The 13690-nt window shown below is 39.3% G+C and carries 11 protein-coding genes; 10 read left to right on the plus strand and 1 reads right to left on the minus strand.

From position 1 onward, the window contains the following. The first annotated feature begins 66 nt into the window (after window positions 1–66). From O2Q26_RS14040 to O2Q26_RS14050, 3 genes are all read left to right on the plus strand, one after another. On the plus strand, window positions 67–1533 hold the full coding sequence (locus O2Q26_RS14040; protein WP_434221041.1) for an MDR family MFS transporter: 1467 nt from the start codon (window positions 67–69) through the stop codon (window positions 1531–1533). 71 nt (window positions 1534–1604) lie between these two features. After that, window positions 1605–2324, plus strand: a complete 720-nt coding sequence (dapD, locus tag O2Q26_RS14045) for a 2,3,4,5-tetrahydropyridine-2,6-dicarboxylate N-acetyltransferase (RefSeq protein WP_289216487.1) — start codon at window positions 1605–1607, stop codon at window positions 2322–2324. Window positions 2325–2380: 56 nt separating this feature from the next. Continuing rightward, complete coding sequence (locus tag O2Q26_RS14050; RefSeq protein WP_289216488.1) at window positions 2381–3496, plus strand: N-acetyldiaminopimelate deacetylase; 1116 nt, start codon at window positions 2381–2383, stop codon at window positions 3494–3496. A 309-nt stretch (window positions 3497–3805) separates the two neighbouring features. Here the strand turns inward: O2Q26_RS14050 and O2Q26_RS14055 are convergent, their stop codons facing one another. Beyond that, window positions 3806–4648 carry a mechanosensitive ion channel family protein gene (locus O2Q26_RS14055; RefSeq protein WP_289216489.1) on the minus strand — a complete coding sequence of 281 codons (843 nt, stop codon included), beginning with the start codon at window positions 4646–4648 and terminating at the stop codon, window positions 3806–3808. A gap of 312 nt (window positions 4649–4960) precedes the next feature. On the opposite strand from O2Q26_RS14055, the gene O2Q26_RS14060 reads away from it, so the two are divergent. The 7 genes from O2Q26_RS14060 (at window position 4961) to O2Q26_RS14090 (ending at window position 13390) form a co-directional block, all read left to right on the plus strand. Then, complete coding sequence (locus tag O2Q26_RS14060) at window positions 4961–5503, plus strand: peroxiredoxin (RefSeq protein WP_253934633.1); 543 nt, start codon at window positions 4961–4963, stop codon at window positions 5501–5503. Between the two features lie 76 nt (window positions 5504–5579). Then, window positions 5580–6032: a redoxin domain-containing protein gene (locus tag O2Q26_RS14065; protein ID WP_289216490.1), complete on the plus strand. Its 453-nt coding sequence runs from the start codon at window positions 5580–5582 to the stop codon at window positions 6030–6032. 160 nt (window positions 6033–6192) lie between these two features. Further along, on the plus strand, window positions 6193–7950 hold the full coding sequence (locus O2Q26_RS14070; protein WP_289216491.1) for an ABC transporter ATP-binding protein: 1758 nt from the start codon (window positions 6193–6195) through the stop codon (window positions 7948–7950). A 16-nt stretch (window positions 7951–7966) separates the two neighbouring features. Beyond that, entirely contained in the window at window positions 7967–9799 is a 1833-nt protein-coding gene (locus tag O2Q26_RS14075; RefSeq protein ID WP_289216492.1) for an ABC transporter ATP-binding protein, read from the plus strand. Between the two features lie 451 nt (window positions 9800–10250). Then, window positions 10251–11609, plus strand: coding sequence for a cytochrome ubiquinol oxidase subunit I (locus O2Q26_RS14080; protein ID WP_289216493.1), 1359 nt, complete (start codon window positions 10251–10253; stop codon window positions 11607–11609). Beyond that, window positions 11609–12622: a cytochrome d ubiquinol oxidase subunit II gene (locus O2Q26_RS14085; protein WP_289216494.1), complete on the plus strand. Its 1014-nt coding sequence runs from the start codon at window positions 11609–11611 to the stop codon at window positions 12620–12622. Before O2Q26_RS14080 ends, O2Q26_RS14085 begins: the two co-directional genes overlap by 1 nt. A 102-nt stretch (window positions 12623–12724) precedes the next feature. Further along, window positions 12725–13390, plus strand: coding sequence for a potassium channel family protein (locus O2Q26_RS14090; protein ID WP_253934639.1), 666 nt, complete (start codon window positions 12725–12727; stop codon window positions 13388–13390). Window positions 13391–13690 lie beyond the last annotated feature (300 nt).

Genomic DNA, 13690 nt, shown 5'->3' on the forward strand with positions numbered 1-13690 from the left:
AAATGAATATTAACTTAGAAATGGCGCCTATTGAAGGCGTCCTTTCTTTTGTGTTTGATTGAGGTGATGAATGTGAGGCGTAGTTTAGTGTTGGCGTCGATTATGCTGGCGATGTTTTTAGCAGCTATTGAGGCCACTATAGTATCTACTGCAATGCCCAGTATAGTAGCCGAGCTTGGAGGATTCAGCCTGTACAGCTGGGTATTTTCTGCTTACTTGCTTACTAATGCTTCTACCGTGCTGCTGTTTGGGAGATTATCCGATGTTTTTGGCCGTAAGCCCATTTTTATGGCAGGAATCAGTTTATTCTTAATTGGATCAACTATGGCTGCTCTTTCAGGTCATATGGTGACCTTGATTATAGCGAGGTTCATTCAAGGGCTGGGAGCAGGTGCCCTGATGCCTATAGCCACAACCATCGTAGGAGACATCTATACAAAGGAAGAACGAGCAAAGATCCAGGGATATCTATCAAGTGTGTGGGGAATTTCTGCTGTAACCGGACCTTTGCTTGGGGGATTCTTTGTAGATATCTTAAGTTGGCATTATGTGTTTTGGATGAATATTCCTTTAGGGATTTTTGCGCTGTTAGGGATACTGGTTTTCTTTAAAGAGGATGCTGAAAAGGAAAGGCACTCTGTGGATGTGAAAGGGCCACTATTAATTATGATATCTATCAGTGCCCTCATGGTAGTATTGGTAGAAGGAGGCGTAGGGTTATCTTGGACTTCTAATGAGATCATAGGATTGATCATTCTCTTCATCGCTGGCTTCTTAGGCTTTTGGTATCTTGAAAAAAAAGCAAAGTCACCTATGCTGCCTTTGTCTTTGTGGAAAAACCCTTCAATAAGATACGCTAATTTAACATCGTTAGTCACAGGGATGGTTCTGATCGGCGTTTCGAGTTACCTTCCAGCCTTCGTGCAAGGAGTTATGGAGAAGTCTGCTACAGTGGCTGGTTTTACCTTGACGACGATGTCGATTGGCTGGCCGATCGCTGCAACGATTGCAGGGCGGCTGATTTTAACAATTGGTTTTAGAGTTACATCTATATGTGGGGGGATTTCCCTCATTATAGGAGCTGTGATTTTCTCTCTTCTATCTCCTGAAAAGGGACCATTATTTGCAGCTGCCGGTTCTCTGTTCATCGGAATTGGTATGGGGTTATCTACTACATCTTTTATAGTTTCGATTCAAAATTCTGTAGATTGGAAAACCAGAGGGATTGCAACAGCTTCAAACATGTTCATGAGAACGTTAGGAAGTGCAATTGGTGCTGCAGTATTAGGTGGTATTCTCAATTCAAGAATACAGACCACCCTTGAAAGAGAAGGGATAGATAGGGAGTTCACGATAGATTCCACCAACCTGCTTTTAAATGAAGATTCGAGATCGGAACTTAGTGAACCAGTGCTGCAAGTGTTAAGAGATGGGCTGACAAGTGGATTGCATCTTGTTTACTTAAGCCTATTGGTGTTAACCATAGTTAGTTTGCTGCTCATTTTATGTCTTCCTAAGGAAACGAAAACTTAAAATTCTTGTCACGTATTCAGTGCTTTGATAAAGTAAAGAATGAAATAGTAAACAAATAGAGGAGGATACATATGAAACAAATGGATGCACATGAGATTATCTCATTTATTTCAAATAGCGAAAAATCTACACCTGTAAAAGTTTATATCAAAGGAAAGGGTCTTTCTGATATAGACTTTGGCAGTGAGGTACAAGACTTTATTACTGGAGAATCCGGAGTGATTTTCGGAGAGTGGAAAGCTGTACAGCCGCTTCTGGAAAAACACAGCGATCAAATCGATGATTATGTCCTAGAAAATGACCGTAGAAATTCAGCCATTCCACTTTTAGATTTGAAAAAAGTAAATGCACGCATTGAGCCTGGAGCTATTATTCGCGACCAAGTTGAAATTGGTGATGGAGCAGTCATTATGCTTGGAGCGAGTATTAATATCGGATCAGTGATCGGTGAAGGTACTATGATTGATATGAATGTTGTGCTTGGAGGCAGAGCTACAGTCGGTAAGAACTGTCATATCGGTGCCGGAGCTGTTCTCGCAGGGGTTATTGAGCCGCCATCTGCCAATCCGGTTGTTATTGAGGACGGCGTGGTCGTTGGAGCCAATGCAGTAATTTTAGAAGGTGTTAACGTTGGAGAAGGTGCAGTAGTAGCAGCTGGAGCAATTGTAACTGAAGATGTTCCTGCTAACACACTCGTGGCCGGTACTCCTGCCAAGGTCATTAAGGAAATCGATGATCAGACGAAGTCTAAAACTGAGATCATGCAAGCTTTACGAAAATTGAATGATTAATAATCCAAAAGACCTTGCTTAATTCGCAAGGTCTTTATTTAAAGTGAGGGAAAATAATGAAAGAGGATCAACTAATCAAGATACGCAGAGAGCTTCATCAAATTCCGGAGTTAGGATTTAAGGAATTTGAAACTCAAAAATATTTACTTAATATCATCGATAGTTTTCCGCAGGATTATTTGACGGTCGAAAAATGGGAAACAGGTATTTTTGTCAAAGTTAAGGGAAATGATCCTGAAAAAACAGTCGGTTATCGTGCAGACATTGATGGATTACCATTAGAGGAATCTACAGGGCTGACATTCTCATCTAAACATAAAGGCAGGATGCATGCATGCGGCCACGATTTCCATATGACCGTTGCATTAGCTGCTCTTGAAAATTTAGCGCAGGACCCACCCAAAAACAATATAGTTTTTATGTTCCAGCCAGCTGAAGAAGGGCCGGGAGGGGCCGAACCTATGCTGCAATCGAATGCAATGCAGCGATGTAAGCCTGATGTCATTTTCGCCCTTCATATTGCGCCTGATTTACCTGTTGGAACAGTTTCCTCAAGAGCCGGTTTGTTGTTTGCGAATACAAGTGAGTTGTTTATCGACCTCAAAGGTAAAGGGGGACATGCCGCTTATCCTCATCAAACAAAAGATATGGTCGTAGCTGCCAGCTTCCTTGTCACTAATTTTCAGCAAATTGTGTCAAGAAGAGTTGACCCACTTGATAGCGCAGTTATTACAGTAGGTAAAATCACAGGAGGTACTGTGCAAAATATTATCGCTGAGGATGCCAGACTTGAAGGTACTATCCGCACGATGTCTCCTCAAGCAATGATTGAAGTTAAAAAGGAAATTGAGAAGATGGTAAAGGGTGCTGAAATATCGAATGATTGCAGCATCTCTATTGACTACGGTTCAAACTATTATCAAGTAGAAAATGATGCTGACTATGTACAGGCTTTCACTGAAATCGTCAGTCAAACTGGGTATATTTATGAAGAAGCAGCTCCAGCTATGACCGGAGAAGATTTTGGATATATGCTAAAAGAGATTCCAGGTTTTATGTTCTGGCTCGGAGTGAACTCGGAAGCAGGTCTTCATCATTCTAAATTAAACCCTGATGAAAAGGCGCTAGAGGTAGGTAAGTCGATTGTAGTTGAGGGACTGAGAAAATTATAAGTGACCGACATTCTGGATGTAAATAGGGTGAGCCAGTTTAATTTGCTGAGTGTACGACCATATTTCAAATCTTCATGTACGATTAAACTTTCTATATACGATATAGTAAACCGTTTTCTCCACGTTCTAAAGTAATAATTTATTCGAAAACTTAGAAACCAACCATCACATTTATCATTGTTTTAAGCACCTACAACACGTTTAATGGGATATTATTAGAACAGACTAGGATTTAGGTGAAATTGAAAGCTCTAACATAAAATAAGGGTCTGTCCAGGTGTGCTAACATTTCCTGGACAGACCCTTTTATCAGCTTTCTTTTTTTTCAATATAAACTTGATGAGGAAATGGTATTTCGATTCCAGCTTCATCTAAGGCCTCTTTCATCGCTTTCCTAAGATCCCGCTCTACTCCCCACTGCTCCATATTTTCTGTTTTTCCTAAAATACGGATCACAACGTCTGAACTCCCAAGACTTTGTACACCAAGTACATCTGGACCTTCTTTAAAACGTGGATCCATTGCAAATTCATCTGCAACTTTTTTAAGAACGTCTAAAGCATGATCAATATTCTCATCATAAGAGATGCCGATATCCACAAGAGCCCGCATGTTTCCTCGGGAATGATTACTTACTCCTGCAATATTCCTATTGGGGATAAAATTAAGCGTGCCATCAAAACTTCTGATTTTTGTTGTTCGGATGCCTACTTCTTCTACGATTCCATCATAACCGCCCGCTGTTACATAATCATCTACTTCAATTTGTCTTTCTAGAAGCAGGAAGAACCCTGTCACTATGTCGGATACAAGCCCTTGAGCACCAAAACCTATGGCTAAACCAATGATACCAGCTCCGGCAAGAAGTGGACCGATATCGATATTTACAGCGCCTAACAGCATAATAATTAAAATAAAAAGAAGGATATAAGAAAATACATTCACAGATAATTTTTCTAATGTTTTCGTACGGCTCTCTGTGAGCTTTCTCTGTTTCCCCATTTTATATATTGCAGTACTTATGGCCTTTTTTCCTATAGGGCCGATAATAGCGAAAGCAATAAGGATGACAAGGATTTTCAAGCCCCCAGTAATTAACCATTCAACAAGTATCGTCGGGTTAAAATCAAACCCTTCTTCAAATAAATTCATAGACAAGCTCCTCTCCGGCAAAATGTTTCATGAATATCATAGCGGAAAGAGGAGGGTATTTTCAATAAATACCTTGTATTATGTCTGTTTATGTCGTAATTACGTGCATATAAATTTACATTCTAGATAGAATCATGTTTAATGGATAATAGTGTTGTGTATATTAAGTAGTGTGTTCGAATGATTTTTTGTAACTCTAGATTAAATTAATTTTTATTAAACATTGACTACAATCTTATATCTCGTTATACTATGGCTTGAGATTGATAATCATTGTTGAATAATGCAGTAAAACATATGGAGGGATTCTAAATGGCAGAACGTATGGTAGCAAAACAAGCACCACGCTTCGAGATGGACGCAGTACTTTCTAACAAAGAATTTGGTAAGGTTTCACTCGAAGAAAATATGAAAAATGACAAGTGGACAGTACTATTTTTCTATCCAATGGATTTCACATTCGTATGTCCGACTGAAATCACTTCCCTTTCAGATCGCTTTGACGAATTCGAAGATCTTGACGCTGAAGTGATCGGGGTATCAACAGATACGATTCACACGCACTTAGCTTGGATCAACACTGGCCGCGATGAAAATGGCCTTGGAGATCTTGAATACGCTCTTGCAGCAGATACAAATCACCAAGTAGCAAAAGACTACGGTGTTCTTGTAGAAGATGAAGGTGTAGCTCTTCGTGGTTTATTCATCATCAGCCCAGAAGGTGAACTGCAATATCAGGTCGTTAACCACAACAATATCGGCCGTGACGTTGATGAAACACTTCGTGTGCTTCAAGCACTACAAACTGGTGGACTTTGCCCGGCAAACTGGAAGCCAGGTCAAGAAACTCTTTAATTCAATATGTTAACAGGTCTAACCGCTGTGTTAGACCTTTTTTTCCATTACTTCTCATGAATAAGGAGGAATTACTGTGAAATTAAGAACACCAATGCCAGAACTTCCTGAAGCTACTAAGTGGTATAATAGTGACGCTCTCACAAAAGAAGATCTTGTAGGTTCTAAACCGACGTTGATCCATTTCTGGTCCGTCAGCTGCGGTCTTTGTAAGGAAGCTATGCCGAACGTAAACGAGTTCAGAGATGAATACAGTGACGACTTGAATGTGATTGCTGTCCATATGCCTCGTTCAGAGAAGGATTTGGATTTAAATCAAATTAAAGAAGTTGCTGATGAGCATGGGATTACTCAACCTATTTATGTAGATAATGAGCACGCTTTGACCGATGCTTTTGAAAATCAATATGTACCTGCGTACTATGTATTTGATGAAGAAGGCAATCTGCGTCATTTCCAAGCAGGTGGCGGTGGCATGAAAATGCTCCGTAAACGTGTGAACCGAGTTTTAGGCGTAAATCAAAAATAAAACGAAACAGCCTCATTTTTGAGGCTGTTTTTTTTTGCAATTTAACTATGTATAACTAAATATTTTTTCCTGAATTTTAAAAATATTGGTCAAATAGGTGGAAAAATATTTCGATACCCGATATATTAATACATACGGAAAAGTTAAGGGAGGGACGCATGTGGATGTATTTAAGAAATTGAAACCGTTTTATTGGCCATTTAAGTCATTTTTCATCTGGTCCGTGTTTTCACTAATATTTGTAACTGCGATCACATTAGTTTACCCGATCATTTTGAAAGTTACGATAGATGATGTTGTTATGAAGGAAAGGTATAATTTGATCCCTTATATTTGCTCTGTTTTTATCTTATTAATGATCGTAAAGGGATTCGCTACATATTTTCATCAGTATCTGGGGGAATATTTCGGTATCAAATCAGTATATGTCTTGCGGGATGAGCTTTACAAGAAGCTGCAGAGACTTCCGTTCCGTTATTACGATAACGCAAAAACTGGCGATATCATGTCCCGACTCACTGCAGATGTAGAGGGTTTCCGTTTCTTCTTATCGATGGGATTCTCAGAGTTGATTAGAATTGTTTTGTTAATCGTCATCAGTTTAAGTGTGATGTTTTATTTTTCAGTACCTCTGGCTCTCGTCACAATGGCAGCGATGCCTTTCTTAGGTATTGTCGTGTACAAATTCGATCGTAAAGTACACCCTGCTTTTCGTAGGATTAGAAAATCGTTTGGTAAGCTGAACACGAGAGTTCAGGAAAATATAAGCGGGATGAACACGGTAAAATCTCTCTCCAGAGAAGACTTTGAAGTAGGACGTTTTCTTGATAGAAGCAGTCATTATCGTGATAACTACGTAAATACTTCAAATATATGGGCCAAGTATTTTCCATTAATGGAGTTTATAGGTAACGTTTGTGTAGTAGCTCTCTTGGCTTTTGGAGGATATTTAGTTATAAATGGCTCTCTGCTTCTTGGTGAGCTTGTCGCCTTCTTTAGCCTGGTATGGTATATTCTCGGTCCGTTGATGAATTTAGGATTTATCATTAATTTATTTTCCCAAGCCAAAGCTTCTGGTGAACGCCTCCTGGAGATTTTAGAAGCCCATGAAGATATTCAAGAAAAAGATGGGGCGGTCATTCAGGACCGTCTAAAGGGTCATGTTACTTTCGAAAATGTCACACTGACTTATTCAAAGGACGATGATTCTGCATTGAAAGAAATCAATTTCGATGCCCCTCCTGGTAAAACAATCGGACTGATAGGCTCAACCGGTTCAGGTAAAACGAGTATCACTCAATTGATCACCAGGTTTTATGAGCCTGAAAAAGGAAAGGTTCTTATTGATCATAGGCCGGTAGATGACTATGGGCTGAAAACTTTGCGTAAAAATATTGGATTTGTTTTGCAGGAGTCGTTTCTTTTTTCTACGACGATTCAAGAGAACATTTCATACGGCAACCCTGATGCTACACTAGAAGATGTGAAAGCAGCCGCTAAAAGAGCCCAGGCTCATGAGTTTATCATGGATATGCCTGACGGATATAACACACTTTTAGGGGAGCGCGGTATGGGCTTATCCGGTGGTCAGAAACAGAGGATTGCCATTGCAAGGGCTATATTAATCGATCCGGCTATCCTAGTCCTCGATGACGCTACCTCAGCAGTAGATATGGAAACAGAATTTAAAATACAGAAGGCATTAAAAGAAGTAATGGAAGGAAGAACAACATTTATTATCGCTCATCGGATATCCTCTTTAAAGCATGCTGATGAAATCTTGGTACTTGAAGATGGAGAGGTAGTAGAACGAGGTGTTCACGATGAATTATTAGTAAATGGCGGACCTTATCAAAGAATTTACGATATACAGTATCAAGACAAAGAAGCTATCTTAAATTCAACAAACATGTTATGAATAGGAGGGATGATCGATGGCTAGGAAACCGAAACATGTCCCTGAAACGACTAAACACTTGGACCGTTTTAAATATACACAGGATCAGGCCATAGAGAAGCCTTTCAACTGGGCTCAAATGACTAGGTTATTACGTTACGTGAAACCTTATTGGAAAAAGCTTCTTCCTATTTCTATTATCGCAATGCTCATAGCGACCATCGTTCGATTGATAGTGCCTATTCTTATAGGGAGAGTAGCGATCGATGTCGCTATTGCTGACGGAAATACAAATTTATTAATCCAGCTTGTGGTAGGAATAGCGATTATGTATTTATTGAGTTATATAGCTAATATGCTGAGGATCAAATATGTCAATATCCTCGGACAGAATGTCATTTACGATTTAAGAGAACATTTATTTTCTCATGTACAGAAACTTTCCCATAAGTTTTTTGACAATCGATCAGCCGGATCGATTTTAGTTCGGATCATGAACGATATTAATTCTCTCCAAGAGCTTTTTACCAATGGTATCATCAACTTGCTCATGGATATCGTTATGCTTACGGGAATTATTGTCATCCTATTTGCTCTTAGTCCTAAGCTTGCTTTGGCAATTCTAGTCATCATGCCGTTGATGTTTTATATTTCTACCAAGCTTCGCAGAAATATAAGACGCTCTTGGCAGGATGTGAGAATACAGCAATCTAAGCTGAACTCTCATTTGAATGAAAGCCTGCAGGGAGTAAGAATCACTCAATCTTTTTCTCAGGAACGTGAAAACAGTGAGTATTTTGACGGGGTTAATTCGGAAAATTTTGAAGCGTGGAACGTAGCTACGCGAAAAAGTGCTATGTTTCGTCCATTTGTAGAAATGAGTAATGCAATAGGTACCGTAATATTAGTAGCTTACGGTGCATTTCTAATCCTTCAGGGCGATATAACGAGTGGTACATTTGTTACGTTTGCTTTCTTCATAGGCATGTTCTGGGAGCCGATTTCAAGGCTTGGACAAATGTATAATCAATTGTTAATGGCGATGGCTGCTTCTGAACGAATTTTTGAGTTCCTAGATGAGAAACCGAATGTGAAAGAATTGGAAAATGCAAAGGAAATCAAGGATATGAAAGGGAACATTAAATTTGACAATGTACAGTTCGCTTATGATGAAAAACGTATAGCACTTCATGATATAAACCTTGAAATGAAACAAGGTGAAACCGTTGCGTTGGTAGGACATACAGGTTCGGGTAAATCAACAATCGCAAATTTAATCAGTCGTTTTTACGACCCGACAAAAGGCAGTGTGAAAATTGACGGAGTGGATTTGAAAGACGCAACGATTGACAGCGTAAGGCAGCAAATCAGCGTTGTCCTTCAGGATACATTCATTTTCTCGGGGACAATTATGGAAAACATAAGGTTTGGGCGTCCAGACGCTTCAGATGAAGAAGTGATAGAAGCAGCAAAAGTGGTAGGCGCAGATGAGTTTATACAACGCTTAAACTCTGGTTATGAAACGGAAGTAGAGGAGAGAGGAAGTATTCTATCTGCAGGAGAACGTCAGCTGCTCTCCTTCGCAAGGGCTTTACTAGCTGATCCTCGTATTTTGATTCTGGATGAAGCCACGGCCAGTATTGATACGGAAACGGAAATGAAAATCCAGGAGGCTTTAGGGCTTTTATTGGAGGGAAGGACTGCTATTATCATTGCCCACCGACTTTCAACGATCAGGGAAGCTGATACAATATACGTACTAGAGAATGGGCGAATTTTAGAATATGGATCTCATAGTGAATTAATGGAGAAAAAAGGAGAATATTTCGAATTAGTAAAAGCCCAATTTCAAATGTTAGATGCTATTTAATAAAAAATGCCGCTCTTTGCGGCATTTTTTTTATCTTTTTGTGGTATGGACTTATATTAGTATGTCTCTAAACAAAATTGTAGACTCCTTTTGAAGGGCATTGTACAATGAATCTTATAAGTAGATTGTGAAGTTTGTCACAAAATCGTCATTCGTAGCTGCAATATAGAAGGTTGTGACGTTTTATAATAAGAAAGTGGTTTTCTTTATACAGAAAGATCTGTTAAATCTAAATTTTGATTTATTCAAATAAAATTGCCTGATCTGGAAGAACGGTTTAGTTGCTATAGTTAGGAAGTAATAGGGGGGAGCGGGTTATTCCTGCGATCTGTCCACACTTACTAAATCGTTATGACTGTTATTCGTTACAACTGTCTTATTATTGAATAACTCTCTTATGAGAAATCTCAACCACGTTTAACATAGCTAATCGTAAAAGGGGGATATTATTATGTTTTTTGAAGATAGCGTCATGATGAGCCGATTACTCACCTCTTTGACTTTAATATTTCATGTTATATTTGCCACAGTAGGGGTCGGTATACCTATAATGATATCAATTGCTGAGTTCATAGGAATTAAAAAAAATGACCGTCATTTGCAGTTACTTGCTCGCAGGTGGACGAGGGGGATGACTGTCACCATTGCGGTCGGTGTTGTTACAGGAACAGCGATTGGACTTCAGCTTTCATTATTATGGCCGAATTTTATGCGGCTGGCTGGAAATGTCATTGCCCTTCCATTATTTATGGAAGTCTTCGCTTTCTTTTTTGAAGCCATCTTTCTAGGTATATATCTTTATACTTGGGATCGTTTCAAAAAGCCTATTTATCACTGGTTTCTCTCTATACCGATTATTATTGGATCGACTCTATCAGCGTTTTTTATTACGACAGTGAATTCATTTATGAACACACCTCGAGGTTTTGAAATGGATGGGGGTAATGTAACAAATATTAACCCTTTAGAAGCGATGTTCAACCCTGCTACACCCACAAAAGTGTTCCATGTTGTTGCTTCCGCATATTTAACGTCTGCAGCTATACTTGCAACAATTGCAGCGATAATCATACTTTTCCGAAAAGGGTCTGAGTACCATACTAAAGCTTTGAAACTAACTGTTACAGCAACATTCATATTTGCGATAATGACTGCAATTGCAGGTGATTTATCTGCCAAGTTTTTAGCTGAACATCAGCCGGAAAAGTTAGCGGCAGGTGAGTGGCATTTTGAGACTGAGGTAGGCGCTGATCTCATATTATTCGGCTCATTGAATGAAGAAAATGAAGTGGAGAATGCCATTAGAATACCAAAAGCCTTAAGCTTTCTTGCCTATGGTGATTTTAATGCAGAGGTTGAAGGGCTTAATGAAACACCAGCAGACGAACAGCCTCCGTTATGGATACACTATATGTTTGATTTAATGGTGTCTATAGGGTTTTATATGCTTGGCATTTCTGCATTGTACCTTCTTTTCTGGAAGGTTAAGAAATGGAATGAGGAAAATAAATGGCTGTTATGGGCCATAGCAGCTGGCGGCCCGCTCTCTATGCTCGCTATAGAGTTTGGCTGGATCTTTGCAGAAGAAGGACGGCAGCCATGGATACTAAGAGGTATCATGACGGTGGCGGAAGGCGCGACTACTTCGGATCATGTCGGTCTTATGTTCATACTGTTTATTGGACTCTACACGGTTCTTGGTGCCGGCTGTTTAGTAGTATTACGTAAAATGTTCAAAGATCACCCAGCTGAAGCAGAATTTGAATCACGCTATCCGGAGGCAGCAGCTACAAAGGAGGTTGACGAGTAATGGGCTATGAGTATATAGGAATTACGGTCCTTTGGCTTTTCCTTTATGGATATTTAATCGTCGCCTCTATTGATTTTGGTGCAGGTTTCTTCGCTTATTATGCTAAAATCACGAAAAAAGATCATATTATAAATCAATTAATTTCAAGATATCTTTCTCCTGTATGGGAAGTAACGAACGTATTTTTCGTGTTTTTCTTCGTGGGGATCGTTGGGTTCTTTCCAGATTCAGCTTATTATTATGGACAAGCCCTCCTAATCCCTGGTAGTATAGCGATTGTATTGTTGGCGATACGTGGTTCGTTCTACGCGTTTGAAAACTATGGATTTAAAAACAATCACCTCTATATGTTTCTCTATGGTGCAACCGGATTATTAATTCCTGCCTCTTTATCGACAACACTTACGATTTCTGAAGGTGGTTTTATAGAAGAAACAGCAAATGGAGTTACGTTGTTATATGGGGAACTGTTTACGAGCCCCTATTCTTGGAGTGTAGTTTTTCTTGCAATTGTCTCAGTTTTATATATAAGCTCGATGTTTTTAACATATTACGCTAATAGGGCTAATGACCATTCAGCGCTTGCCCTGGTTAGGAAGTACGCGCTTTTTTGGAGTTCACCTACAATTATTGCAAGTATGACTACATTCATCGCGTTAAGTCAGCATAATCCAGAACACTTTCAAAAGGCTATAGATTTATGGTGGATGTTCGGACTATCAGTGGCATTTTTTATGATCGCTTTGTTCCTTGTCTACGTCGGTAAATATTACGGCTGGGCATTTATAGCTGTCATGTTCCAATTCTTCTTTGCTTTCTTTGGATATGGCGCTTCTCATTTGCCTTATATCCTGCAGCCATATATAACAATCTCAAGTGGAGTGACGAACGAAACAATGGCAATTACCTTGATTACTGTGTTCATTGCAGGGTTACTACTGCTTGTTCCATCATTAATTTTGTTAATGAGATTGTTTCTATTTGATGCTGAATACGTTAAAGGTAAAAAGTAGAGAGAAGAGTAAAATCTTTTCTCTGCTTTTTTTTGTGTTTCATTCATGAAACTGTGATAAAATATCTTTAGATTTTATTGTGTTTTTTTGGAGGCTATATTAATGAAGAGAGAGTTTGCAGTAATTGGACTTGGTCGCTTTGGGGGCAGCATCTGCAGAGAGTTAAGTCGAGAAGGCATGGAAGTCCTTGCTATAGATTTAGATGAAGACAAAGTCAACGAATATAGAGATATCGCAGCGCACGCAGTGATCGCTGATTCTACAGATGAAAACGTATTGAAAGAACTCGGTATTCGAAACATCGACCATGTTATTGTCGCTATTGGTGATAACATACAAGCTAGCATGCTTACAACACTGATGCTTAAGGAATTAGGGATTAAAACAATTACAGTGAAAGCCCAAAATGATTATCATGAAAAAATCTTGAATAAAATAGGTGCAGACCACGTAGTACACCCTGAACGTGACATGGGGAAAAGAATTGCGCATAGCATCATTTCAAATAATATTCTTGATTATATTGAACTGTCTGATGATCATAGTGTCGTGGAAGTCAAAGCGGGAAGTAAAATGAGCGGGCGCTCTTTAGTAGACTTGGATATCCGAGCTGAATACGGTTGTAACGTTGTAGCAATTAAACGTAAAAAAGAAGTGATCGTATCACCGATGGCTACTGAAGAGATATTAGAAAATGACATCTTGATCGTCATCGGAGCGGATAAAGACATCAGTCGGTTTGAAAAAAACCTGGTTATAGAAGATTAAGTAAAACTCTTTTCATAATAACTGGTTCCGTTCCTTATCGCAAAACACCAATTTTCTGCCGAACTGTATAGGAGATTACTTCATAATTTGTAGAGGTTCTCATTCAAATAACAAAAGGCTCAGTCGTTTTTCGACTGAGCCTTTTAAAGTGGTAAAATTTATTTGTTCAACTAAAGCTCCCTATTCTTGAAGACTCAGTTTCGAGACTTTTGTATGAGGATATGGTGGCTTTAGAAAACGGATCGCTTTCCGTGGGCATGTGGTGAGCTTCCTCAGGCTTCGCCTTCCGGGATCTCACCT

This window comes from Halobacillus campisalis (assembly GCF_030345335.1).
Taxonomy (GTDB): domain Bacteria; phylum Bacillota; class Bacilli; order Bacillales; family Halobacillaceae; genus Halobacillus_A; species Halobacillus_A campisalis.